Here is a 22,530-nt window from a genome sequence, read left to right as displayed (position 1 = left end):
GAATCGCAACTTGGTTGCATATACATCCCGGGAACATGAAAACGAACCCGAGAGGTCTCCTGCTCTGCGTGCTCGCCCCCCTGCTGTTCGCGGGCTGCGACAACGTGGCCACCGGAGACGTGCACGTGACGATGAGCGGTGGGGACGGCACCCAGCGCGGCCTGCCGGACACCCTCTTCCAGGATGGCTGGTCCGTGCAGTTCACCAAGTACCTGGTGTCCCTGGGCGAGGTGCGCCTGACGTCCGCGTCCGGCGAGGTGCGCGAAAGCCCGCGCCACGTGCTGGTGGACGTGCAGAAGGGAGACATCCCGCTCACGGAGCTTTCGGGCCTGCCCGCGGGCCGCTGGGACGTGGGCTTCCGGGTCAGCCCTCCCCACGACGGCACCGAGCTGGCGGACGGACAGGTCTCCGCCGACGACCTGCGGAGCATGCGCGAGCGCGGCTTCAGCTACTGGGTGGAGGGGCGCGCGGTGAAGTCCGGTGTGGGTGTGTTCGAATTCCGGATGGGCTTCCCCGTCGACGCGCGCATGGTGGACTGCATCAACGGGGTGGACGGCACCCAGGGCATCATCGTCCCCGAGGGCTCACGCGCGGACGTGGAGGTCACCATCCACGCCGAACACATGTTCTACGACAGGCTCGGGACCCACCGGGGCGTGCAGCTGCGCTTCGACGCCATCGCCGCGACGGCGACCGAGGGAAACCTCATCACTCCGGAGGGACTCGCCTCCCAGCTGCTCACCGACCTGCGAGGTCGGGACGGAGGCGAGCTGCGCGACGCGGCGGGTCAACCCGTGGTGTATCTGCCCGGCGCCCACGATGTGCGCACGCTGCAGCAATTCGTCACCCAGAGCATCGTCGACCAGGCCCACCTCAACGGCGGAGGGGTTTGCACGGTCGCCAAATGACGGAGCGACCCGCGGACGAGCCCGCCCCCCTGGACTTGGCCCACCGGGCGCCGCTAGGAAAGTGACATGGACTCTCCCGCGCACCTGCAAGCCCGCATGGCTCTCTGCCGTCCCGAACACCTGGTGCTCGACCTGTTCGTCCACTGTCTCAGGGAGAGCATCGCCAGGAGGATGGGCCAGTCGCTCGCCATCGCCGCCCAAGCGCCCATCCCCGCCGTCCCCGCGCGCGGCGCGCCCACCCACCGGCCCGCCAGCGACTACCTGGCGCTGCTGCACGAGGGCGCCCTGTCCGTGGGAGAGAAGCTGGGTGAGGACTACGCGGCCGCGGTGGAGCAGCTGTCCTTCACCGCCGCCTCCCACGTCTTCTCCGCCCCCGTGGGCGAGATGGTCATGGCCATCACCGGCGAGGACCCGCACCGCGGCCTGTCCGTGGGCTCGGGCCTGGCGGGCGCCACCAGCACCTTCGGCGAGCGCGAGTACGAGCGCGTCTCCGACACCACCGCGCGCCTGAGCTTCAAGGACGAGTTCTTCGGCCCCGCGTGGTGCAGCGGCCTGGTGCGCAGCGGCCTCTTGCAGACCAACCCCGAGCGCCGCTTCCGCGTCGAGCTGGAGTCGGGCGAGCCGCCCTACAAGGACTTCTCCCTGCTCATCCACTGGTGAGCCGCCCCACCTCACGCGAGCGGACGGACCTCCATCCGCTCGCGCGAAGCCAGGCCGCTCAGGCCTTGGGCGCTTCCTTGCCCCGGCGCTCCTCGATTTCCTTCTTCACCTGCGCCATGTCCAAGCCCCTCACCTGACGGACCAGGTCCTCCAGCGCGGCGGCCGGCAGCGCGCCCGCCTGCTCGAACAGGAGGATGCCGTCACGGAACACCATGAGGGTGGGAATGGAGCGGATTTCAAAGGCCCCGGAGAGCTCCGGCTGAGCCTCGGTGTCTATCTTCCCGAAGACGATGTCCGGGTGCTTGCCGGACGACGTCTCGAAGGTGGGCGCGAAGAGGCGGCACGGGCCGCACCACGACGCCCACCAGTCCAGGATGACGATACCGTCCTTGCCGACGGTTTCCTTGAAGTTGTCCTTGGTGATTTCCACCGTCGCCATGACGGCCCTCGTTTCTCCCCGCCGTCAGCGGGGCATGACTTCAGCGGACGTCCAGCAGCTCCACCTCGAACACCAGGGTGGCGTTGGGCGGGATGACGCCGCCCGCGCCGCGCGAGCCGTAGCCCAGCTCCGGGGGGATGGTGAGCTTGCGCACGCCGCCCACCTTCATGCCCGCAACGCCCTGGTCCCAACCCTGGATGACCTGACCCGCGCCGAGACGGAACGTGAAGCCCTGGCCCCGGTCCCGGCTGCTGTCGAACTTCTTGCCGTCCGTCAGCGTCCCCACGTAGTGCACGGTGACCGACTTGCCGGCGGTGGCCTCCGTCCCGGTGCCCACCTTCGAATCCTCGACCTTCAGGCTCATTCCCTCTCCTGTTGCAGTGGAAGGTTTCACCTTAACCCGCGGGTGCCCCGCGCGCCGCACCTGAAAACACAGCGGCGCGGGCCCGTTGGCTACCGGGCACCGCGCCACTGATTACGCCCTGTGTGAAGGCGTCAGGACCGCCACTCAGAAGGTACCACCCACGCTGACGGTGCCCTGGTAGCTGCCGCCCCCGTCGAAGTCACCGCCGCCGGAGTCGATGCCCGGGGCGAAGTCCTTGTCGAAGAGGAAGTTGTAGTTGGCGCGCGCGTCCACGGTGAAGTTGCCCACGTGGCCACGCAGCCCCACGCCAGCCGGCACGTTGCCCACGGTGTCATCCTTGTAGCCCAGCGACTGGCCGCCTCGGAAGTTGTAGTCGCTGATGCCGATGCCACCCAGCACGTACGGCTGCCACGGGGTGGGCGTCAGCCCGAGCGTCGCCACCGCCTGACCGCCGTTGCGCACCAGGTCCGGACCGTCCGTGTCCACCTCGCCGCGCTTGGAGTCGATGTTGTTGAGCGCGCCGGTGTAGCCCAGCTCGATGCCGAACACCTTCGAGGGCCGGATGGCGGCCGTCACACCCGCCGTGGGGCCCGGGTTGAGCTGCGGAGCCAGCGCGCCGGTGTAGCCCTCCACACCGCCGTTGAGCAGCAGGCTCAGCCCTTTCATGTCGTGCTTGTCCTTCTTCTTCACCTCGAGCGGCTCGATGGGCTCGGCCGATTCCGCCGAGGGCCGATAGTCCGCCGGAGGAGGCGCCGCGACGCCGCTCCCACCGAAGGCGTCCTGCTCGGGCGCCGGATAGGACTCCGACTGCGGCTCCACCGGAGCCCCCGCCTCGGGACGAGGCTGCGGCGCGGACGGAGCGGGGGCCGGAGCTGGCACGCTCTGGATGCCCTGCTGCTGGCTGTCGAAGCCGCTGCCACCCGTGCCCTGCTGCTGCGAGTCCGCGGGCTCACAACGCAGCGGCATGTTGATGCGCAGCTCGCCCTGTGCGGGCGGGAGGGCCTGGCTGCTCCCACTGGAGGAGTCATCCTGCCCGCTCGTTCCACTGCCACCGATGCCCGAGTCGTCGTCCACGCCCATGGAGTCGGGCACCGGCTCGGTCTCGATGATGATGTCTTCCTCCTGCAGCACGTCCGAGCTGCCCGAAGAGGTGTCCTGCGACTGGGCCAACAACACGCCTTGCCCCTGGCGCTCCGCGCTCGCCTGGGGCGGCGGGCAATCGCCATCCGAAGCCAAGGCCGAGGTGCCGTACATGAGCGCCCCGATGGCGCCAGCCAGAATCTTCGCTTTCATCCAACCCTCCGTCGTCGAGTGGCTGACATGAAGGTTGTTTCCGGGGCGACATCCGGCAAGGAGCACAAGGGTGGAGATCACCCCAGCGCGCCCCCACGCCCAGCAAGCGGGCGGGCGTGGGGCACGGGCAACACGGTGGCGCGTTCAGTGGCTCACTTCGCGCGCAGCCACTCGGAGCCGGTGACGACGGGCAGCTGCAGCGCGCGCTCGCGGTCCAGGTCCAGGTTGCCGATGTGCAGCGACAGCGGGGACTGGACCCACTTGTAGATGGACTGGTTGAACAGCCGCACGAACTTGTCCACGTGGCCCGCAAGCCGCGTCGCGTCCACCTCCGGGAACATGGCCGTGAGCGCCTGGAGCATCTCCGCGGGCGTGAGCTTCTCCGCGGCGAACAGGTAGAAGCACGCGTCCAGGATGGGGAAGGGCATCAGCTCCTCCTCGCCCACCTGGTTGTGCGCCAGCTCTGGCCCCGCGGGCTTGGCGAGCACCTTGCGGATGCCCTCGTAGCCCGTGGTCTCCTGGAGGTAGTCCAGCAGGTACATCACCACCGTCTTGGGCACGTTGGAGATGACGGCGAGCGCGCCCATCAAATCTCCGCCGATGGTGGTGTAGCCCACCGACTTCTCGCTCATGTTGCCCGTCTGCAGGAACAGGCCGCCGCAGGAGTTGCTCCAGTTCCACATGCGCTGGGCGCGCAGGCGGGCCTGGATGTTCTGCTCGGTGATGGCGGTGACGGGAGCACCGCCCAGCATCGTCTCGGCCACGGCGCGCTCGCGCTCGAAGGCCTCGTCGATGGAGACCACCTGGAAGGCCACGCCCAGCTCGCGCGCAATCGTCTCCGCCGCCTCGCGCGTGGAGTCGCTGGAGAAGCGGCTGGGCATGTAGAACGCCTGGATGAGCGAGCCAGGATTTTCCGGCCGCGCGCGCTTCGCGTAGCGGTGGGCGATGAGCAGCGTGAGCAGCGAGTCACGTCCGCCCGACAGCGCGATGCCCAGCACCTTGAAGGCGCGCGTCTTCTCGAAGTAGTCGCCCACGCCCAGCGCGAGCGCGTCCAGGATGTCCTCGCACAATGCCTCGCGCGCGGGGCGGCGCTTGTCGGGGGCGGGCAGGAAGAAGCTGCGGTGCGGCGGCACCGGGTACGTGAGCGCCTCGCGCCGCGTGGCCACCGTCTTGGTGCAGTCGAGCACCGGCACGCTCTTGCCACCGGAGGACAGCCACGACTCGCGGTCCACGCGCCAGGTGGTGGCCTCGCCCCTCAGGCGCAGGGTGCGGTCCAGGTCGACGACGGCCGCCGCGTAGCCCTCCTGGAAGCGCGGCGTCTCCATGACGTGGCGACCGTTCTGGTTGAGGAAGCCGCCGCCGTCGAAGATGAGCCCGTCGTTGCTGCCCACCGCGTTGCAGTAGGCGATGGTGCACTGGTGGTCCGCGGCGCGCGTGGCGATGAGCTCGCGGCGCGTCTCCACGAAGCCCAGCCGGAACGGGGACGCGGACAGGTTGATGACCAGCTCCGCGCCCGAGTACGTGCGCCGGCGCATGGGGCCATCCGCGCTCCAGATGTCCTCGCAGACCTCCGGCGCGATGAGGCCGAAGTCGAACTGGAACAGGTAGTCGCCCAGGGGCACGCCCCGGTACACCTCCGCCATGCCCGGCTGGCCGCGGCCGAACGTGCGCGCCTCATAGAAGACGCTGTACGTGGGCAGCTTCTCCTTGGGCACCAGGCCCAGCACCCGCCCTCCGGCCACCACCGCGGCGCAGTTGAGCCGCTGGCCCTGCAGCGCCACGCCCACGCCCACCAGGAACACCGTGGGCAGCGACGCCGTCTGGTTCGCGAAGCGCTCCAGCTCCGGCCACTGCCGGTCGATGAAGCCCTGCCACTGCACCATGTCCTCGGCCGGGTAGCCGGCGATGAGCTGCTCCTGGAAGACGCCCACGGTGACGCCGTCCTCGGCCATCCGCTTCGCCAGTGCCAGGGCCCGGTCCGTGTTGCGGACGAAGGCTCCGACGACGGTGTTGACGCTGGCGATGCCGACTTTCACGAGCCGCATGGTTCCCCACTCCCCTTTCGTTCCCGACGAGGGGCCCAGCAATGCCTGGAGCGACGCGCAAGGCAAGCCCCGCGACGGGGGGCCCGGGGTGCTTCAGTTCAGTGGGCCGGAGGGCCGCACGGGCTGGAGCCGGGCGATGAGCTCCCCCACGTCCGCGAGCACCGCCTCCAGCCGGCGCTTCACGTCCAGCTCGACGAGCAGCTGCTGGCGCCGCTCGGCCTCCGGGATGATGGCCGAGGCCACCACGTCCGCGAGCATCCCTCCGCCCGCGCGCGCCGCCACCGGCAGCAGGCTCTCCGCGAAGGTGGGCGGCACGCGCCCGGCCAGCTCGAAGACGGCCTGTCGCAGCCGCTCCTCCTCGGGCCCCTGGTAGGGGTGGTCCGCGAGCACCTGCGCGCGCACCTCGCGGTAGGACTTGTCGCCCGACAGCTCGGAGATCATCCGGATGCGGCTGACGCCCTGCAGGAGGATGTTGTAGCGGCCCTCCTCCACCTGCTCGTCCCAGGCGATGACGCCCGCGCACATGATGGGCTGCATGGGGGGACGCCCCTCGTAGTTGCCCTCCCAGCCCGTCTCCAGCTGGGCCAGCGCCACCACGCGGTCCCCCGCGAGCGCGTCACGCACCATGTCCCGGTAGCGCGGCTCGAAGATGTGCAGGGGGATGAGGGTGTGGGGGAAGAGCACCGCCGACGGCAGCGGAAACACCTTCAGCGCGCGGGCGGCGGCGGTCTCGACGCGTTCTTGGGCGGTCATGTCGGGCATCCTTACCCGTGTTGATAAGCCTCCCGGACGCCCGTCGCACCGCAAACCCGCGCGGCATGGGGGAGGTGGGACAAGGAGCGGCGCAACCGGCCGGATTCGCAGGGACTTTCTGGCCCGGGAGGGCGGTGTTCCCCCGGGTCAGCGCGCGCGAGGCCGGCTGGCCGGAGGGCTCCAGGCCCGCATCGCCACCTCCACCAGCCCGAGCAATTCCGCCTCGCTCGCGCCGTCCTGGGCCTGCACGGACATGCCCTGGATGATGGCGCCGTGGTAGCGGGCCATGGCCTCCGCGTCCGTGCCCGCGGGCAGCTCCCCCTTGGCGATGGCGCGCTGGATGTGCTCGCGGAACACGCCCACCGCGCGGGTGCGCAGGCTCGCGACGAAGTCCGCCACCGGCTGGTGCTCCTCCGCGCAGCGCAGGAGCGCCGTGGAAATCATGCAGCCGGGAGGCTGCTTGCGGCGCGTGAAGTGATGGGCCGTCTCGCGCAGCAGTCGCTCGACGGCGGCCCTCACGGTGGGCTCCTCGGTGAACACGTTCCAGGTGTAGGCGCCCGGGCCCTGCTGGTAGCGCTCCAGCACCCGCCGGTACAGGCCCTCCTTGGAGCCGAACGCGGCGTAGAGGCTGGGCGCGGTGAGCCCCATGGCCTGGGTGAGCTGGGCCACGGACGCGCCCTCGTAGCCCAGCCGCCAGAACACCTCCAGCGCCCGGTCCACGGCCTTCGTCTCGTCGAACTCCCGGGGCCGACCTCGGGGTCGGGGATGGAGGGCCAGGTCCTTTTTCATAACGCTCACTATTGAAATCCCCAAAGGTGGGTCCTATTTAAATAACACCCGCTACATAAAAAGGAGTCCCGACCCATGAATCCTGCCATCGCCAGCCTGCTGGTGGCTGCCAGCCTCGGTGTGTCCTCCGCTGCTCCCACGTCCCCTCCCAAGTCCACCGCGGCCCCGACGGCCACCGGCCCGGCCGCGGTGGCCCGCAACCTGGATGCGGTCATCGACCAGGCCCTGGCCGAGCAGCGCATCGTCGGCACGGTGGTCACCGTGCTCCGCGATGGAAAGGTCGTCTACCGCCGCGCCGCGGGCTTCGCCGACCGGGAGGCGAAGCACCCCATGCGCGAGGACAGTGTGTTCCGGCTGGCGTCCATGACGAAGCCGCTCGTCTCGGTGGCGGCGCTGGCGCTGGTGGACCAGGGGAAGCTGTCGCTGGAGGACCCCGTCACGAAGTGGCTGCCTGACTTCCGGCCGAAGCTCTCGGATGGCCGCGAGCCGGTCATCACGGTGAAGCACCTGCTGACGCACACCTCGGGGCTGACGTACGGCTTCCAGCCGCAGAACGAGGCCGCCCATGAGAAGGCGGGCGTCTCCGACGGGCTGGACGAGGTGGCTGGGCTCACGTTGGAGGAGAACCTGCGCAGGCTCGCGACGGTGCCGCTGTCTTCCGAGCCGGGGCAGCGCTGGAACTACTCGCTGTCGACGGACGTGCTCGGCGCCGTGGTCTCTCGCGCCGCGGGGGCGCCGCTGCCGGAGGCCGTGGCGAAGCTCGTCACCAGGCCCCTGGGCCTGAAGGACACGTCCTTCCGGGCGGATGATGCCTCGCGACTGGTGGCGGCGTACGCGGACGGCAAGCCCACGCCGACGCGCATGGGCAGGACGCAGGACGTGCCGCTCTGGGGAGGAAAGGTCCGCTTCTCACCGGGACGGGCGCTGAGCGCGGAGGCGTACGCCTCGGGCGGCGCGGGCATGGTGGGGACGGCGGCGGACTACGTGAAGTTCCTGGAGGCGCTGCGCAAGGGCGGCGCGCCGGTGCTGAAGAAGACCACCGTGGACAAGCTCGGCGCGGTGCACGTGGGGCCGGAGTCGCAGACGCAGGGACCGGGCTGGGGCTGGGGGCTCATCTCCGCGGTGCTGGCGGACGCGGAGCAGGCGCAGGGTGAGCAGGCGCAAGGCACGTGGCAGTGGGGTGGCGCGTACGGACACAATTGGTTCGTGGACCCGCGCAGCGGCGTCACCGTGGTGACGCTGACCAACACCGCGTTCGAGGGCATGTCGGGCGCGTTCCCCGGCGCCGTGCGTGACGCCGTCTACGCGGGGCTGAAGCCGTAGTCCGGCGCCTCGAAGGGCCTCATCCGCATCGCCTGGGCCGGGTGACTGCTAGCGACATCTACATGTTTCTGTATCGCTGAAACTTCAGCATCCAGCCTACCCGTGTACTTGGAGTGCACTCCTGGACTAGAACTTGTTTTGCTGTTCTGTCCGGGAGATTTCGCCTTGAACAAGTCCTTCATCCTGCTGGGGAGCTGTGTCAGCGCCCTCGCGCTGAGCGGTTGCGACCCGACGCCCCAGGCGCCCATCGAGGAGTCCTCGCGGTCGGCGTCACTGGAGACGCTGGTCAACGTCACGTTGAACAAGCCGGCGACGGCATCGCAATACCAGACGGACCCCTACGTCTTCCTCCCGCAGTACGCGGTGGACGGGAACATCACCTCGGATGACTCGCGCTGGTGCACCGGTGAGTACTTCACCTCGCAGCGGTATCTCGACGTGGACCTGCAGGGGACGTTCGACCTCCACCGGATGGAGGTCTACACGGGCTACCAGGGCGACAGGGCCATCTCGAGCTTCGCGCTCCAGTACCACGACGGGACGAGCTGGCAGCCCATCCCTGGCTCGACGGTGACGGGCAACCCGGCCACGGGCGTCGCCGTGTCCCGGACCTTCACGCAGGTGGTGCGGGGCCAGAAGGTCCGCTTCCTGTGCAACGAGCCCGCGGGCTCGAACTGCCGCGTGAAGGAGCTCTGGGTGTTCGGCGCGCCCGCCACGCCCGGGGCCAACCAGCCGCCCGTGGCCAACGCCGGCGCGGACCAGGGCGTGGTGCTGCCCACGTCGAGCCTCACGCTCACGGGCTCCGCCACGGACGCGGACGGCACCATCGCCCTGTACTCGTGGACGAAGGTCAGCGGCCCCGCGGTCACCCTCACGGGGGCCAACACCGCCACGCTCTCCCTCAGCGGCCTCGTGGCCGGCACGTACGTCTTCCGGCTCACCGTGGCGGACGATGACGGCGCCACGCACTCGGACGACGTCACCGTGACGGTGAGCAACCCCACCACCACGCTGACGAACGTGGCGAAGAACAAGCCCGCCACCGCCCTGTCCACCGACGGAGCGAACGTCCCCGCTCGCGTCACCGACGACAACCTGTCCACCTTCTGGAAGTCCGGCTGGACGACCAAGCGGGGCACGCACCTGGACATCGACCTCCAGGGCAGCTTCCTCATCCACGGCGTGGAGCTGCACTCGTCCTTCTACGTCGACTCCCCGGAGGCCCTCGTCAACTTCGACCTGCTGGCGTGGGACGGTGGCTGCTGGAAGCCCATCCCCGGCGGCTCCGTGCGCAACAACCCCAAGACGACGACCGTGAAGACGGTGACCTTCACCATGCCCGTGGTCGCCTCCAAGGTCCGCCTCCTGTGGCTCGAATACAGAGACCCGGCCACCGGCCTGGGCCCCAGCAACGCCCACGTGCGCGAGCTGCGCGTGATGGGCCATCCCACCACGCCCACCACCGGTCCGCTGTCGTGCACGGCCGGTGAGCAGATCGCCGTGCAGGACGCCCGCTACTCCTACGCGCTCTTCCTCCCCGCCGGATACAACGCGGACCGCAACACCCGCTGGCCCATCGTCTTCTCGCTGCCCGGCACCGGCGGTGTGATGCTGACCAACGACCACCAGGCGGTGAACACCAACGCGGAAGGGCTCGCCTGGAACCTGCGCGACGCCACCTACCGCGCGGGCTTCGGTGCCATCGCCGTGTCCATGCACTATTGGACCAACGGCCGTGTCAGTGGAGAGAACGCCTACTTCAACGTCAGCAGCCTGATGGCGCTGCTTGGCGAGCTGAAGCGCGACCTCCTGGTCGACGCGGACCGCGTCTACTTCGCGGGCTTCAGCGGCGGCGCCAACGTCCTCTACGAGTCCACCGGGCTCGCCAGCTACATGGACCGCGTCTCGGCCTTCGTCCCCCTCGCCGTCACCAATTATCCTGTCTCCGCCAACACGACCAACCTCTGCAACCTGCGCACGCTGCCCATCTGGCCCTTCCATGGCGGCTCGGACACCATGGGCGCCGCGTCCCAATCCACCGCGCTCAAGACGAAGCTGGAGACGCAGTGCGGAGGCACCACCAGCGCCATGCACGCCATCACCACCTACCCGGGCGTGGGACACTCCAACACCGTGTGGCAGAACGCCTTCGCGGACCCGGCGCTCTGGACCTGGCTCTTCCAGCAGCGCATCAGCACCCGTCAGCCGTGACACGCTCCGCCGGGTGGCGCCGTCCTCAGTGACGCGCGCCGCCCGCGCGGGCCACCACCGGCTCGCGCTCGTCCTCGTCTCGCGAGTCGAGCGCGGCCAGCGCGGCGTCCACCGACGCCATCAGCACCTCGGGCCGGACGGGCTTCTCCAGCACCAGGTTCTGCACCGTCTCGATGAAGCCGCGCGTCTCCGCGGTGTAGGCCCCGCCGGAGATGAACACCACGCGCTCAATCAACTCCGGCGCCATCACCCCCAGGCGCCGGAAGAGCGCCGCGCCGTCGATCTCCGGCATCTGCAAATCACACAGGATGACGTCGAAGCGGTTCCCCGCCGCCACCAGCGCGAGCGCATCCTGGCCGCGCGTCGCCGTGACGACGTCGTGGTAGGGCTCCAGCAGCAGCCGCATCGACTGCGCCAGCCGGGGCTCGTCGTCCACCACCAGCACCCGCCCCCGCCTGCCCGTCGAGGGCATGGGCACCTTGCTCCGGGGCACCGGGCGCGGCGGCACCTCCACCTGCACCGGCGCCGCCGGCAGGTACATGGTGAAGACGCTGCCCTTGCCCTCCTCGCTGCGCACCTCCAGGTCGCCCCCGTGCGTGCGGACGATCTGCTGGCAGATGGCGAGCCCCAGCCCAGTCCCCTCTCCGGAGGGCTTGGTGGTGAAGAAGGGCTCGAAGATGCGCGACATCACCTGCGGGGCGATGCCCACGCCCGTGTCCACCACGTCCACGCGGGCCCGGCCCGTCACGTCCGTGCTGGTGCGCACGCGCACCTCGTGGAGGCTCGGGTTGCCCTCGGGCACCGCCTGCATCGCGTTGACCAGCAGGTTGAGCAGCACCTGCCCCAGTCGCGCCTCGCTGCCCAGCACCTTGGGCACCGGGCCGAACTCCTCCACCAGCCGCGCGCGGTGGCGCAGCGCATGGCTGATGATGCGCACCGCCGGAGGCACCAGCGCGTTGAGGTCCACCAGCGAGCGCTCCTGGTCCCCCTGCCGGCTGAACACCTGGAGGTCGCGGACGATGAGGCGGATGCGCTCGGCGCCCTCCAGCGCGCCGCGCACGCTGGCCTGCACGTCCCGCATCGCCATCATCCCGTTCTCCGACAGCGCGCGAGAGGCGGACTCCAGGTTCAGCACCAGGTAGGCCAGCGGGTTGTTGATTTCATGCCCCACGCCCGCCGCGAGCGTCCCCACCGCGGCCACGCGCTCGGCCGCCACCAGCCGCGCCTGCAGCTCCTTGGTCGCGGTGATGTCGCGATGGGTGGCCACGAAGTGGGACACGTCCCCGCCCGTCGCGCGCACCGGCGACAGCAGCACCTCCGTGGACACGATGCGGCCATCCCTGCGCGGCACCGTCACCTCGACGCAGAGGGACTCGCCCGCCTGGAGCGCCGAGTGCACGCGCTGCGTGAGCCGGGGGTCCTGGTCGCCGTAGAGCAGGCACGGGTCCTGGTCCACCATCTCCTCGGGAGGCCGGCCCAGGAGCATGCTCAGCGCCTCGTTGGCGAAGACGGTGCGCAGCCGGCCGGGCCCCACCACCTCCGCGATGAAGACGCCCTCGTGCACGCCGCGCACCGTGGTGGCGAGCAGCTGCAGCCGCTCCACCGCGCGCCGCCGCTCCTCGCTCGCCGCCGCCAGGAGCTGGCCCGTCACCGCGTTGATGACGATGAAGAGCTGGAGCACGAGCAGGTCCTGCGCCACGTTGCCCGAGGAGAACGGCCCCTGTCCGCGCACCGTGCCGACGATGGCCACCGCCGAGATGGCCAGCGTCGCCAGCGCCGCGCCGCGCGGTCCGAAGCGCAGCGCCGCCAGCGCGGAGATGGGGAACAGCAGGAAGCTGGCCGCGTGCGCGAGCCCCGGCTGCGAGTTCCGGAAGAGGAAGATGCCCACGCCCAGCACCGTCGTGAGCCCGGAGAGCGCCAGCGCCTCGCCCAGGCGGGCGGGCCATGCGGGGCGGCTGAGCACGAGCAGCGGCGGCGCCACCACGAGCACGCCCATCATGTCCCCCACCCACCACACCCAGACGGCGTGGCCCATCTGCTCCCACGGCAGCACGCCGCCCCAGAACAGGCACAGCGGCCCGACGAGCGAGCTGACCCCGGTGCACACCGCGCCCGCGCCCACACACAGGACGACCACGTCGCGGATGCGTGACAGGTCCGCGTCCATGCGCAGCCGCCGCGTCAGGAGCGCGCCGAGCACCATCGCCAGCGTGTTGCCCGTGGCCACGCCCAGCACCACCGCCGGGGGCGCTCCCGTCGACAGGGTCGCCAGACATGCGCCCAGGAAGACGCCCGGCCACAGCACGGGTCCACGCAGCACCAGTGCGGCCAGCGCGACACCGGTGGGGGGCCACACGGGGCTGACATTTCCACCCACGGTGGCCAGGGAGAGGCCCAGCCGAGCGACGGCGAGGTACACGCCGGCCAGGACCAGCATCTCGACGAGATGCCGCCCGCGAAGCGCGCGCGCGCTGGCTCGAAGCAGCCCGATGATGACCATCCCCCCGGAAAGCCCGTCCGCCGACCCGACGGGTTCACAAAGTGGGACCATGGTAGCGGGCTGGGAACGGTATTGCACCTTCCCCTCGCCGCGCAGGGCAGCCAAGCGTCCAGGAGCCGATAGGTGGGATGCCCCTCCGGATGCAATGGCTCCGGCCGGCGCGCGTAGGGAAGAACAAGGAGGTACCAAGACGATGTCGCGTCCCGGAATCGCAGCCCTGTTGTCCTTCCTCATCCCAGGCGTCGGGCAGATCTACAACGGGGACATCCTGCGCGGTGTCTTCTGGCTCATCATCACCCCCGGCTTCTGGATTGGCACCGGCGGATGTCTCGGCTGGGTGTGCCACATCATCGCCGCGGCCACGGCCTACAACCGCGCGGAGGACAAGGAGAAGTACCGCGTCACCGTCGTCTGAACGGCGTGAGATGCGGGCTCGCGCGGGTCGGTCCAGGGGGAGGGCCGACCCGCGTTTCTTTTCGTCAGGACAGCAGCAGCAGGATGAACAGCGGAATCGCGCCGACGAGCAGCCCCACGCCGAGCGCCAGAACCTGCTGCACGAGGAACAGGTCCTCCAGCCGCTCCACGAGCGCGACCTGCAGCCGCTCGATGGCCAGCGACTCCAGCTCCCGCACCGCCGTGGCGCTATCCGGCGAGGCGACCACCGCGCGCACGGCGATGGCGCCCAGCACCCGGTAGGACTGCTCCATGAAGAAGCGCTCCAGCCCACCCAGTCGCGAGGCGACGGTGGACGGCGCCGAGGGCTCGCTCGCGCGCTCGGCCACCGACTCCTTGACGGCTCGGAGCAGCTCCTTGCGGCTGAGCGTGCCCTTGCTCCGCAGGCGCCCGGCGAGCTGCCGCGCCGCGGGCTTGATGACCGCGTAGAGGTAGCCCAGCCAGCCGCGCTTCTCCGCCTCCGCGCCGAGCCGGGAGGCGCCGCCACGGAGCATCATCGCGTAGCCGCCCGTCACCGCGAGCGACAGGGGCATGAGCACCAGGCTCAGCATGTCCAGCCAGGGAGGCCCTCGCGCGCTCCCGAGCCAGAGCGGCGCCAGCACGAAGGCGAGGGCCAGCGCGAGGCCGACGCAACCGAAGATGAAGAACCCCTTGAGCGCGCCCCACAGCCCCGAGCCGAGGAGCGAGAACGTCACGCGCAGCACGGGCCACAGGTTCGAGAGGGCCGCGCTCACCGCGCTTCGACGTGGGCTCTTGGGAGCCGTCGCTGTCGGAGCGTCGCCGGGCGGCGCTTGCACGGCGACCAGCTCGTTCAATGGCGCCGCCACTTCGCCGGAGGGAGCGGCGCTCTGTTCGGCGGCCTCGGCTCGCGCGCCCTCCGTCTTCGTCGCGGTGCTCACGTCACCCCCTCCCGGAGATGACGGCTCGTGCACTGCGGCTTCGCGGCGCATCGGACCCTCGCGAGCACGCCTCGTCCAACGGTCCACGCGGACCTGCGTCCGAGACGATGCTCCGCCAGCCCCCTCACCCCAGGCACGTGGCCCTGCTCCATCAAGCGATGCACCTCACGGCCCCATCGTAAAGGGTGGGGAGGGGCCGCGAAAGCCACCCGCCGTGAGGCGCCCCCTGCGACTCAGGTGCGATGGACGCGGCGGCGCGCGTGCATCTCCTGCGTGAGCCGATAGGTGGCACCACCGTCGTCCGACATGAAGCCCCGCCAGAGGAACGCGTCGTCGGTGACGGCGGTGAACATCCAGCGCAGCGGCTTGCCGTCCATATCCTTCCCCTCGATGTGGATTTCATCGCCGACGGGGCGACCAACGAGCGAGACGAGGTACCCCGCGGTGGCGCCCATCCACACGACACGCCAGGTGCCCTGCTCCGGGATGAAGTGCCGCAGCGATGTGCCGATGCGCCTCGCTCCCGCGGAAGCATCGAGCCCCTCGGGGTTCGGATAGATGAGCACGTCCTGGATGACGCGTCCGTCCAGGACCCACGAGAAGGACCACTCGCCGGGCTGGCGGTAGGTCTGTCTACCGGTGGCGTCGAAGAACGCGACGTCCACGTCCCAGGCGCCGATGAAGCGGCCGAACAAGGCGAGGGAATCCGCCAGCGCGGGCAAGGGTCCGTCCGCGCGCAGCAGCTCCAGCGCACGCTGCGAGAGCGGTGACTCGGGCTTCGACATCATGATGCACGTCTCCCATCAGGCACCGAAGTCGCTCGGCGCCCCTGTGAATGGCACTGCGTTGTCCGGGATGGACTCAGCGCGAAGCGGAGGACACGCGCACCCACGCGGGCGGATAGCGCGTCACCAGTCCGAGCTCATCCGTCTCCACCTCCGAGGTGAAGCGGCCACCGCCGCTCTCGTAGCGATAGCGCGTGGGGGACAGGCGCGTGTAGCGCTGCGGCAGCTTCTCGAGCGACAGGTCCGGCATGCGCACCCACGCCGCCGTCACGTCGCTGCCCTGCCCCACCTCCAGCGACAGCCTGCGGATGGGCAGCGTGTTCGTCGACGGAGAGAAGGCCAGGTCCACATCCGTGCAGCCCGCGAACTGGACCACCTCCTCGCGACCTCGCCACCAGCGCAGCCCCTCATCCACGCGCAGGTCCAGCGTCCGCGAGACACCCGCCCCTCGCAGCGCGACGTGGACCTGTCGCGTCCGCCACCGTGAATCGCTCTCCACGGAGTACTCCGCGAGGAAGGGCGTCCCCTCCCGTGAGAGCACCACCGAGCCCGCCAGGGCCCAGCCATCAGCGAGCTCGTGCAGCTCCGCGTATTCGCCGCAGGGCTCGTCTTCGCGCGTCCATTGCCAGGCACGGACGCAGCGGCGCGAGGACTTCGAGAGAAGGTCCAGGTAGGTCATGGGGTAGCCCGTGGAAGAGAGACCACCCTAGGGAACAGCGGCGGCGCCGTCTTACACATCCTTGCTCCCACTGTTCGCGAGCACACGCGCACCGGACCGCTTGCCCGCGCCTCGGGCGACGCGCCATGTTCACGACATGCCGCGCATGCACGCCTCGCTCCTGTACAGCGCGCCGGACCTCCAGCTCGCCCGCGTCACCTGCGACGGACACGACAGCCCCAGGCCCCGGGAGGAAGGCGTGGACAGCGAGCGGCTCGTCCTCGCGCTGCACGGGCGCTTCCAGTACCGCGATTCGCGGACGCGGGCCGTGGTGTCCCCTGGCGTCGGACTGAGGCTCGGTCCCCAGCGGCCCTGTGAAATCCGCCATCCCCATGGCGGCGGCGACGCCTGCCTGTCCGTGAGAGGAGCGTGGCTGCGTCGCTGGTCGCACCCGGACGCGTCGACGCTCGCCGTGAGCGCCGAGGCCTATGTGCGCCTCCAGTCCCTCCTCCGCGAGGACCCCGTGGAGCGCGTCCAGGTGGAGGAGGCCCTGGGCCTCATCCTCACGCCCGGCGAGCGAGGCTCCACCACCGTGAGCCCGCGCGAGCGCGACATCGCCCACGCCATCGCACACGAGGCCGCGCTTCACTTCGACACGCGGGTCTCCGTCGAGACCCTGGCCGCGAGCGCGGGCGTCTCCCCGTTCCACGCCTGCCGCGTCTTCCGCAAGGTGACGGGGACCGGCATCCACCAGCACCTCCAGGAGGTGCGGCTGCGACACGCGCTCGCCCTCCTGCTGGACACCCGGCTGCCGCTCGCGGACGTGGCGCTGGAGGCGGGCTTCGCCAACCAGGGCCACCTGGGCAACGCCTTCCGCCGTCGCTACGGACAGACACCGGGCGCCGCGAGGAGGACCCGGTCCGTCTGAACGCGTGACGTCAGCCCCGGGCCGAGCGAAGCGCCGCGAGCAGCTCCTCCGCCGTGGTCGCCACCGCGCGCGCGCCATTGCCGTGCAGCTCCGCCACGTCGCGGAAGCCCCACGTGACGCCCACGCCGTACATCCCCGCCGCGCGCGCCGTCAGCATGTCCACCGCCGTGTCCCCCACGAAGCCGCACACGCCCGCCTCGACCCCCAGCTCCGTCGCCATCCCCAGCACCGCCGTCGGGTCCGGCTTGCGCGGGATGCCGGGCCGCTCGCCATACACCCGGGCGAAGGGGAGCCCCGGCAACAGCCGCTCCACCAGCCGCTTCACGAAGCTGTCCGACTTGTTGCTCAGCACGCCCATCACCACGCCGTCCCGCGCGAGCGCGTCCAGCATCCCGGGGATGCCCGGGTAGGCCGCGGTCCGGTCGAAGAGGTGCTCGTCGTAGTACGCCCGATACGTCTCCAGCACCGGCGCCGCTTGGTCCTCGCGGCCCGCGGGCACCGCCCGGCGCGCCAGCTCCCTCACCCCCTCGCCGACGAAGCGGCGGTAGTCGGCCTCCGGATGCGTGGGCAGGCCATGGTGCGCGAGCGCATGGTTCATCGCGTCGGCGATGTCGCCCAGCGAGTCCACCAGGGTCCCATCGAGGTCGAAGAAGACGGCACGAAGCTGCATGGGATGAGGTCTCCAGACAAAACGAAAACGCCCCGGCCACGGTGGGCCAGGGCGTTCGAGCAGACCGCTCGAGGATGCGCGTCGCTAGTGCGTGGCCGCCGCGGTGGCACCACCGTCCGAGGGCGCCACCGTCATCACCGCGAAGTTGATGTTGTTGTAGCCCGCCGTGGCGCAGCTGAACATCACCCGCTTGATGATGGCGTACTCCACGTCCTTGTGCGCCTGGATGTTGATGTCGCCCTTGAACGTGTTGGCGTCGTCGTTCGCCATCGCGTGCAGGTCCTCGAACTGCTTCTTCATGTCCCGCAGCTTCTCCTCCAGCGCGGGGATGTTGAGGTACTCGTCCTTGGAGAAGTCCTCCACGCGCCCGACGATGGTGCCGGAGACGCTGACCTGGTCGCCGGAGACCATGACGACGGGGTGCATCTCCACCTCGGCGACGTTGACCGCCTCGGGCAGCTGGATGTCCTTGGTCATCATCAGCACCTCACCCGTCGCGGAGAAGTTCGCGATGAGGAAGAGCACGATGATGACGAACATGTCGACCAGCGGCGTGATGAGCAGGTCGGCGTAGCCGCTGCGCTTGCCGTGCGCGCCGTGTCCGAACACCTTGGAGTGCTGGAGGCGCTTGCCGTACCGCTTGCCTGGAACCTTGATGGCCATGACTGGGTGTGGCTCCGTGCTCGGCTAGCCCATCGCCGCGGACACCGACACCTGGGGCAACCCAGAGCCGATGCACTCGTCGATGATGCGGACCAGGTCCTCGTAGCGGACCTTGTCCTCGGGCTGAAGGGTGATGGCCGTCTGGTCCGGCAGCTGCGCCTTCAACTCCTTGAAGCGCGCCACCAGCTTGGACAGGTCCGTCTTCCCCTTGCCGTCCTTGGTGAGGGGGATGGGGTCGAACGTGCTCTGGTCCGCCGACAGCCGAAGCTCCGTCGGGGTGATGAGCAGCGTCAACTGAACCGTCTTGGTCTCCGTCGGGGGCGGCTCCTCCTCCGTGGAGGGACCTCCCGCCTGGGACACCTGGAGACGACCGATCTGGGTCCAGACGGCCGTCATGATGAGGAAGCTGATGGTCACTGCCATCAGATCGATGAAAGCGGTCAGGTTGATGGCGGTATCGAGCGGCTTCTTGCCGCCCTTGCCACCTTGACCTGTGTCCATTCCGCCGGCCATGGCGTTCTCCTCCTAAGGCCCCGCGCGGTGAGGCGCGGCAAGAGACTGAAAGGGGCGCGCCGTATGTCCCCACTCATGGGGACAGGACAGCGCGCCCGGGTCGCGGGTTCCCCGAAGCGGGGCGCCCGACTCAGTCGTCGTGGTGGTCCCGAGCGGCGGGGACGTTCAGGTTCTTGAACTTGTCCTTGTTCGCCACGATGAGGTTGAGCACGGAGACGCTGGTCTCGTTGATGTCGTTGACCAGCGACTGGGTGCGACCCATCAGCACGGAGAAGGCGATGAGGCAGGGAATCGCCGTCACCAGCCCGAAGCCCGTGCAGTTCATGGCCTCGGAGATGCCGTTGGCGAGAATGGTCGCCTTGTCGGCCGGGTTCACGTTGGCCACGGCCTCGAAGCAGGAGATGAGACCCGACACGGTGCCGAGCAGACCGGCGAGCATCGCCGCGTTGCCGAGCATCGCGAGGTAGCCGGAGCGGGCCTCCAGGCGGGGCGTCTCGCGCAGGGTGGCCTCGTCGAGCGCCGCCTGCACTTCGTCCTGGCCCTTCGGGACGTTCATCAGACCGGCCTTGATGACGCTGGTCAGCGGCGTGGACTTCTGCCCCGCCACGTAGTTGATGGCCTTGTCCAGGTCACCCGCGTAGATGTGCTTCTTGAGGCCGCGCAGGAAGGCTTCCTTGTTGATGGAGGCCTTGCCGAACAGCACGATGGTGCGCTCGACCATGATGGACAGCGCCACCACGAGACACGCGGCGATGGGGTACATACCCCACTGACCGGCCTCCCAGCGCTTGGCAATCTCTTCGAAGAAGCCCCGCTCGGGGCCCCCCGCGTTGGCGAGCACGGCCAGATTCGTCAAAAACCCCAGGTTCATCGCGTCTTGCCTCCACGGCGGCTCGGCCCGGCGCTCCGGACCTTCCAGAACCTGTCGCCCCCCCGGGCGTGCGCCCCAGTGATTGGGCGGCAGGAATGGATGTTGAAAACGGTGGTGCCGACTTTAGGAATGGCTGTCTGGGGTGTCAAGGCAGGGGGCCCGGCGTTAAGTGCTGAAATCTCACAGGAATTTTGCGCTGGAGTACCCCTTGCCAGCATGGACTCCAGGCAGCAATGCGGGCCATTTCCGGGGGCTTCCCAAGAACGGGCGGTTGTGTCTGCGGGCGCTTGGGCGCCTGGGGGCCGCGTGGTAATGCCGGCGCCATGGCGAGGAAGCGCATTGGCGAGCTGCTCCTGGAGCAGCGGGCGATCAGCGTCGCGCAGCTCGAGGCGGGGCTTTCGGCCCATCGGAAATCGGGCCAGCGGTTGGGAGCCACACTCATCGCGCAGGGGGCGATCACCGAGGCGACGCTCGCGGGGGCGCTGAGCCAGGCCCTGGGGATGCCGCAGGTGGACCTGGCGGCGGTGACTCCCGAGTGGGCGGCGGTGCACATGCTGCGCGCCAGGTTCTGCGAGCAGCACGACCTGTTCCCCATCGCGTTGGAGAGCGTGGGCGGGCGCCGTCAGCTCGTGGTCGCGATGAGTGATCCACTCAACGTGCCGGCGGTGGAGGAGATCGAGTTCACCACGGGACTGAAGGTCAGCGTGCGCGTGGCGGCGCTGTCGGCCGTGCGTGGCGCCATCCTGCGCTACTACCACAAGGTGCCGGTGGCGACCGCGAGCGGCACGGCGGCGGCGACCCCGCCCCGGCCCGCCCCCACGGCGCGTCCGCGTCCGGCGGTGCCCGCGAAGCCCGCGCCGGTCGCGCCCGAGGAGGATGACGAGGAGGTCATCGTCGGCGAGGAGCTTCCTCCGGGTGAGACGACGCAGCGCACGTCGCTGGCGGAGTTGATCCGCACGCGAGAGGAGCAGCGCAAGCAGAAGCGCGAGCAGTCCGCGGCGAAGCCCAAGCCCGCCTCGGGCGGCGGCGTGCTCGATGATCTGGACTATCTGTTCGGCCAGGCGCGCGAGGACCCGGACCGCGTCGAGGAGCTGGAGCGGAAGTTCTGGGCGCTGATGCGCATCATGGCGCGCAAGGGCCTGCTCACGAACGAGGAGTTCAGCCGCGAGCTGGACGACGAGGACAAGCCCCAGCAGGGCTGAGCCTCGTCGTCGTTCCGGGTGCTGGCGCGGGCGTCGCGACAGCACTCATCCGCACCTCGCGGGGCTGCCCTCGAGACGCCGACATCCCGCATCGAGGGCGAGGTGCGTGTCGGGGAGCGCGGCGGGCTCGAAACGACCGCGATATCACGTGAGCCTCGAAGCGCGGCGCCACGGCCGGTCCTCCCTCGACTCCCTGCGGGATTGGCGACGTGTCTTTCGCGGGCATGCGTGGCGCGGCGGGCTCGGTCGTCCGCCGGCTGTCCGGGGCGCCCGCGAAACAAGTGTCACCGCGGCTGAAACCGACTTCGGGGCCCGCGCGTAAGGGAACAGAACCCCCGCGCGTCGCGGCGTCACCGGAAGAGGTCTGCGCCATGTCGTCCACCTTCGTCGTCACCTCGCGTCGCGCTTCAGCGAGCGCCTCGCGGAGCCTGTGGTTATGCATGGCGTTCGCGGTGTTCGCGGCGTGCACCCAGGCGAGCGGCGCGGCTTCGGGAGGCGGCGCGCTCGAGTCGGGGACGCTCGCGGTGACGAAGGACACCCGCCGCTACGAGAAGCCCTCGGACGCGGAGCTGCGCCGCACGCTCTCCCCTGTCGCGTACCAGGTGACGCAGGAGTCGGCGACCGAGCCACCGTTCCGCAACGCGTACTGGAACCACCACGAAGAGGGGCTCTACGTCGACGTCGTCACCGGAGAGCCGCTGTTCTCCTCGCGCGACAAGTTCGACTCGGGCACGGGCTGGCCCAGCTTCACCAAGCCCGTGGACACCGCCCGCGTCGTCGAGAAGCGCGACGAGAGCCTGGGCATGGTGCGCGTCGAGGTCCGCTCGAAGGCCGGCGACTCGCACCTGGGACACCTGTTCGATGACGGCCCGCGCCCCTCGGGGCAGCGCTACTGCATCAACTCCGCGTCGCTGCGCTTCGTGTCCGTGAACGATTTGGAGAAGCAGGGGTACGGCGAGTGGCTCGCGCTGTTCGGTCGCAAGCCCACGAGCGCCGCGGCGCCGAAGGTCGACGTGGGCAAGGCGCTGGCCGCGTCCGGTGTCACCGAGACGGCGCTGCTCGCGGGTGGCTGCTTCTGGGGGATGGAGGACCTGCTGCGCAAGATTCCGGGCGTGCTCCAGACGGACGTCGGCTACACGGGGGGCTCGCTGGAGCGGCCCACGTATCAAGACGTGAGCACGGGCAGGACGGGACACGCCGAGTCGGTGCGCGTGGTGTTCGACCCCAAGGTGCTCAGCTACGAGACGCTGCTGGAGCAGTGGTTCTTCCGCATGCACGACCCGACGACGCTCAACCGCCAGGGCAATGACGTGGGCACGCAGTACCGCTCCGCCCTCTTCGTGCTCTCCGACAGGCAGTGGCAGGTGGCCGAGGCCGTGAAGGCCCGCGTCGATGCCTCCGGGAAGTGGAAGCGCCCCGTCGTCACGCAAATCGTCCGCGCCGGTGAGTTCACCCCCGCCGAGGCCTACCACCAGGACTACCTGGTGAAGAATCCAGGCGGATACACCTGCCATTACATGAGGGACTGAGAAACCCCGCGCCCTCGAGGCCGCTCGTACGCCCCAGAGATGGGGAAAGCGTGAGAGCACTTCGCGACTCAGGC

At 69.8% G+C, this 22,530-nt stretch carries 22 protein-coding genes; 8 read left to right on the top strand and 14 right to left on the bottom strand.

The annotated features are described in order from the left end of the window. Positions 1 to 35 precede the first annotated feature (35 nt). Together VZQ01_RS23620 and VZQ01_RS23615 are read left to right on the top strand one after the other, a co-directional pair. Positions 36 to 908, top strand: coding sequence for a hypothetical protein (locus VZQ01_RS23620; RefSeq protein WP_426744621.1), 873 nt, complete (start codon positions 36 to 38; stop codon positions 906 to 908). A 66-nt stretch (positions 909 to 974) separates the two neighbouring features. Then, positions 975 to 1,568 carry a DUF2378 family protein gene (locus VZQ01_RS23615; RefSeq protein WP_223749625.1) on the top strand — a complete coding sequence of 198 codons (594 nt, stop codon included), beginning with the start codon at positions 975 to 977 and terminating at the stop codon, positions 1,566 to 1,568. A 58-nt stretch (positions 1,569 to 1,626) separates the two neighbouring features. Here the strand turns inward: VZQ01_RS23615 and trxA are convergent, their stop codons facing one another. From trxA to VZQ01_RS23585, 6 genes are all read right to left on the bottom strand, one after another. After that, positions 1,627 to 2,007: a thioredoxin gene (gene trxA, locus VZQ01_RS23610; protein ID WP_141326991.1), complete on the bottom strand. Its 381-nt coding sequence runs from the start codon at positions 2,005 to 2,007 to the stop codon at positions 1,627 to 1,629. Between the two features lie 40 nt (positions 2,008 to 2,047). Next, positions 2,048 to 2,371, bottom strand: coding sequence for an FKBP-type peptidyl-prolyl cis-trans isomerase (locus VZQ01_RS23605; RefSeq protein ID WP_046716635.1), 324 nt, complete (start codon positions 2,369 to 2,371; stop codon positions 2,048 to 2,050). Between the two features lie 144 nt (positions 2,372 to 2,515). Further along, positions 2,516 to 3,664 carry an outer membrane protein gene (locus VZQ01_RS23600; protein ID WP_223749624.1) on the bottom strand — a complete coding sequence of 383 codons (1,149 nt, stop codon included), beginning with the start codon at positions 3,662 to 3,664 and terminating at the stop codon, positions 2,516 to 2,518. A gap of 152 nt (positions 3,665 to 3,816) precedes the next feature. Continuing rightward, positions 3,817 to 5,709: an NAD(+) synthase gene (gene nadE / locus VZQ01_RS23595; RefSeq protein WP_426744620.1), complete on the bottom strand. Its 1,893-nt coding sequence runs from the start codon at positions 5,707 to 5,709 to the stop codon at positions 3,817 to 3,819. Between the two features lie 93 nt (positions 5,710 to 5,802). Next, on the bottom strand, positions 5,803 to 6,462 hold the full coding sequence (locus tag VZQ01_RS23590) for an LON peptidase substrate-binding domain-containing protein (RefSeq protein WP_223782831.1): 660 nt from the start codon (positions 6,460 to 6,462) through the stop codon (positions 5,803 to 5,805). A gap of 147 nt (positions 6,463 to 6,609) precedes the next feature. Beyond that, positions 6,610 to 7,251 carry a TetR/AcrR family transcriptional regulator gene (locus VZQ01_RS23585; protein ID WP_426748986.1) on the bottom strand — a complete coding sequence of 214 codons (642 nt, stop codon included), beginning with the start codon at positions 7,249 to 7,251 and terminating at the stop codon, positions 6,610 to 6,612. Positions 7,252 to 7,326: 75 nt separating this feature from the next. On the opposite strand from VZQ01_RS23585, the gene VZQ01_RS23580 reads away from it, so the two are divergent. After that, positions 7,327 to 8,574, top strand: a complete 1,248-nt coding sequence (locus VZQ01_RS23580) for a serine hydrolase domain-containing protein (RefSeq protein WP_426744618.1) — start codon at positions 7,327 to 7,329, stop codon at positions 8,572 to 8,574. A gap of 165 nt (positions 8,575 to 8,739) precedes the next feature. After that, the gene (locus VZQ01_RS23575) at positions 8,740 to 10,785 is read left to right on the top strand and encodes a PKD domain-containing protein (protein WP_426744617.1); all 2,046 of its coding nucleotides are present in this window, start codon (positions 8,740 to 8,742) and stop codon (positions 10,783 to 10,785) included. A gap of 25 nt (positions 10,786 to 10,810) precedes the next feature. Here VZQ01_RS23575 and espC read toward each other — a convergent pair whose 3' ends face one another. Beyond that, a complete protein-coding gene (gene espC / locus VZQ01_RS23570) occupies positions 10,811 to 13,285 on the bottom strand; it encodes a serine histidine kinase EspC (protein WP_426744616.1) in 2,475 nt (824 codons plus the stop codon). Between the two features lie 193 nt (positions 13,286 to 13,478). Here espC and VZQ01_RS23565 point away from each other — a divergent pair, with 193 nt between their 5' ends. Continuing rightward, positions 13,479 to 13,700, top strand: a complete 222-nt coding sequence (locus VZQ01_RS23565) for a DUF5683 domain-containing protein (protein WP_046716643.1) — start codon at positions 13,479 to 13,481, stop codon at positions 13,698 to 13,700. Positions 13,701 to 13,764: 64 nt separating this feature from the next. On the opposite strand, the gene VZQ01_RS23560 is transcribed toward VZQ01_RS23565, so the two are convergent. The 3 genes from VZQ01_RS23560 to VZQ01_RS23550 all read right to left on the bottom strand — a co-directional run bounded on the left by VZQ01_RS23560 (position 13,765) and on the right by VZQ01_RS23550 (position 16,101). Then, the gene (locus VZQ01_RS23560) at positions 13,765 to 14,637 is read right to left on the bottom strand and encodes a hypothetical protein (RefSeq protein ID WP_426744615.1); all 873 of its coding nucleotides are present in this window, start codon (positions 14,635 to 14,637) and stop codon (positions 13,765 to 13,767) included. 233 nt (positions 14,638 to 14,870) lie between these two features. Continuing rightward, positions 14,871 to 15,425: a hypothetical protein gene (locus tag VZQ01_RS23555; protein WP_267699133.1), complete on the bottom strand. Its 555-nt coding sequence runs from the start codon at positions 15,423 to 15,425 to the stop codon at positions 14,871 to 14,873. 73 nt (positions 15,426 to 15,498) lie between these two features. After that, complete coding sequence (locus VZQ01_RS23550; RefSeq protein WP_223749616.1) at positions 15,499 to 16,101, bottom strand: putative glycolipid-binding domain-containing protein; 603 nt, start codon at positions 16,099 to 16,101, stop codon at positions 15,499 to 15,501. A gap of 145 nt (positions 16,102 to 16,246) precedes the next feature. Here VZQ01_RS23550 and VZQ01_RS23545 point away from each other — a divergent pair, with 145 nt between their 5' ends. Next, complete coding sequence (locus VZQ01_RS23545) at positions 16,247 to 17,008, top strand: helix-turn-helix transcriptional regulator (protein WP_426744613.1); 762 nt, start codon at positions 16,247 to 16,249, stop codon at positions 17,006 to 17,008. A 10-nt stretch (positions 17,009 to 17,018) separates the two neighbouring features. On the opposite strand, the gene VZQ01_RS23540 is transcribed toward VZQ01_RS23545, so the two are convergent. The 4 genes from VZQ01_RS23540 to VZQ01_RS23525 all read right to left on the bottom strand — a co-directional run bounded on the left by VZQ01_RS23540 (position 17,019) and on the right by VZQ01_RS23525 (position 19,725). Further along, entirely contained in the window at positions 17,019 to 17,678 is a 660-nt protein-coding gene (locus VZQ01_RS23540; protein ID WP_223749614.1) for an HAD family hydrolase, read from the bottom strand. Between the two features lie 84 nt (positions 17,679 to 17,762). After that, entirely contained in the window at positions 17,763 to 18,341 is a 579-nt protein-coding gene (locus VZQ01_RS23535; protein ID WP_141327011.1) for an ExbD/TolR family protein, read from the bottom strand. Between the two features lie 24 nt (positions 18,342 to 18,365). Continuing rightward, positions 18,366 to 18,854: an ExbD/TolR family protein gene (locus VZQ01_RS23530; RefSeq protein WP_046716648.1), complete on the bottom strand. Its 489-nt coding sequence runs from the start codon at positions 18,852 to 18,854 to the stop codon at positions 18,366 to 18,368. A 130-nt stretch (positions 18,855 to 18,984) separates the two neighbouring features. Next, positions 18,985 to 19,725, bottom strand: a complete 741-nt coding sequence (locus tag VZQ01_RS23525) for a MotA/TolQ/ExbB proton channel family protein (protein ID WP_046716649.1) — start codon at positions 19,723 to 19,725, stop codon at positions 18,985 to 18,987. A 323-nt stretch (positions 19,726 to 20,048) separates the two neighbouring features. Here VZQ01_RS23525 and VZQ01_RS23520 point away from each other — a divergent pair, with 323 nt between their 5' ends. Further along, positions 20,049 to 20,927, top strand: coding sequence for a GspE/PulE/PilB domain-containing protein (locus VZQ01_RS23520; protein ID WP_267699127.1), 879 nt, complete (start codon positions 20,049 to 20,051; stop codon positions 20,925 to 20,927). Between the two features lie 440 nt (positions 20,928 to 21,367). Further along, positions 21,368 to 22,456, top strand: coding sequence for a bifunctional methionine sulfoxide reductase B/A protein (locus tag VZQ01_RS23515; RefSeq protein ID WP_267701165.1), 1,089 nt, complete (start codon positions 21,368 to 21,370; stop codon positions 22,454 to 22,456). The last annotated feature ends 74 nt before the right edge of the window (positions 22,457 to 22,530 follow it).

The sequence above is a fragment of the Myxococcus faecalis genome (assembly GCF_050039385.1).
GTDB classification, from domain to species: domain Bacteria; phylum Myxococcota; class Myxococcia; order Myxococcales; family Myxococcaceae; genus Myxococcus; species Myxococcus fulvus.
Note: the sequence above shows the minus strand (reverse complement) of the source record. Positions and strands in the feature narration are given on the sequence as shown.

Coding starts and splice junctions, on each gene's coding strand:
- nadE (WP_426744620.1), bottom strand. CDS start 5,709: ATGCGGCTCGTGAAAGTCGGCATCGCCAGCGTCAACACCGTCGTCGGA.
- VZQ01_RS23515 (WP_267701165.1), top strand. CDS start 21,368: ATGGCGTTCGCGGTGTTCGCGGCGTGCACCCAGGCGAGCGGCGCGGCT.
- VZQ01_RS23550 (WP_223749616.1), bottom strand. CDS start 16,101: ATGACCTACCTGGACCTTCTCTCGAAGTCCTCGCGCCGCTGCGTCCGT.
- VZQ01_RS23580 (WP_426744618.1), top strand. CDS start 7,327: ATGAATCCTGCCATCGCCAGCCTGCTGGTGGCTGCCAGCCTCGGTGTG.
- VZQ01_RS23605 (WP_046716635.1), bottom strand. CDS start 2,371: ATGAGCCTGAAGGTCGAGGATTCGAAGGTGGGCACCGGGACGGAGGCC.
- VZQ01_RS23540 (WP_223749614.1), bottom strand. CDS start 17,678: ATGCAGCTTCGTGCCGTCTTCTTCGACCTCGATGGGACCCTGGTGGAC.
- VZQ01_RS23545 (WP_426744613.1), top strand. CDS start 16,247: ATGCACGCCTCGCTCCTGTACAGCGCGCCGGACCTCCAGCTCGCCCGC.
- VZQ01_RS23525 (WP_046716649.1), bottom strand. CDS start 19,725: ATGAACCTGGGGTTTTTGACGAATCTGGCCGTGCTCGCCAACGCGGGG.
- VZQ01_RS23590 (WP_223782831.1), bottom strand. CDS start 6,462: ATGACCGCCCAAGAACGCGTCGAGACCGCCGCCGCCCGCGCGCTGAAG.
- VZQ01_RS23585 (WP_426748986.1), bottom strand. CDS start 7,251: ATGAAAAAGGACCTGGCCCTCCATCCCCGACCCCGAGGTCGGCCCCGG.
- espC (WP_426744616.1), bottom strand. CDS start 13,285: ATGGTCATCATCGGGCTGCTTCGAGCCAGCGCGCGCGCGCTTCGCGGG.
- VZQ01_RS23615 (WP_223749625.1), top strand. CDS start 975: ATGGACTCTCCCGCGCACCTGCAAGCCCGCATGGCTCTCTGCCGTCCC.
- VZQ01_RS23530 (WP_046716648.1), bottom strand. CDS start 18,854: ATGGCCGGCGGAATGGACACAGGTCAAGGTGGCAAGGGCGGCAAGAAG.
- VZQ01_RS23555 (WP_267699133.1), bottom strand. CDS start 15,425: ATGATGTCGAAGCCCGAGTCACCGCTCTCGCAGCGTGCGCTGGAGCTG.
- VZQ01_RS23600 (WP_223749624.1), bottom strand. CDS start 3,664: ATGAAAGCGAAGATTCTGGCTGGCGCCATCGGGGCGCTCATGTACGGC.
- VZQ01_RS23565 (WP_046716643.1), top strand. CDS start 13,479: ATGTCGCGTCCCGGAATCGCAGCCCTGTTGTCCTTCCTCATCCCAGGC.
- VZQ01_RS23520 (WP_267699127.1), top strand. CDS start 20,049: ATGGCGAGGAAGCGCATTGGCGAGCTGCTCCTGGAGCAGCGGGCGATC.
- trxA (WP_141326991.1), bottom strand. CDS start 2,007: ATGGCGACGGTGGAAATCACCAAGGACAACTTCAAGGAAACCGTCGGC.
- VZQ01_RS23535 (WP_141327011.1), bottom strand. CDS start 18,341: ATGGCCATCAAGGTTCCAGGCAAGCGGTACGGCAAGCGCCTCCAGCAC.
- VZQ01_RS23620 (WP_426744621.1), top strand. CDS start 36: ATGAAAACGAACCCGAGAGGTCTCCTGCTCTGCGTGCTCGCCCCCCTG.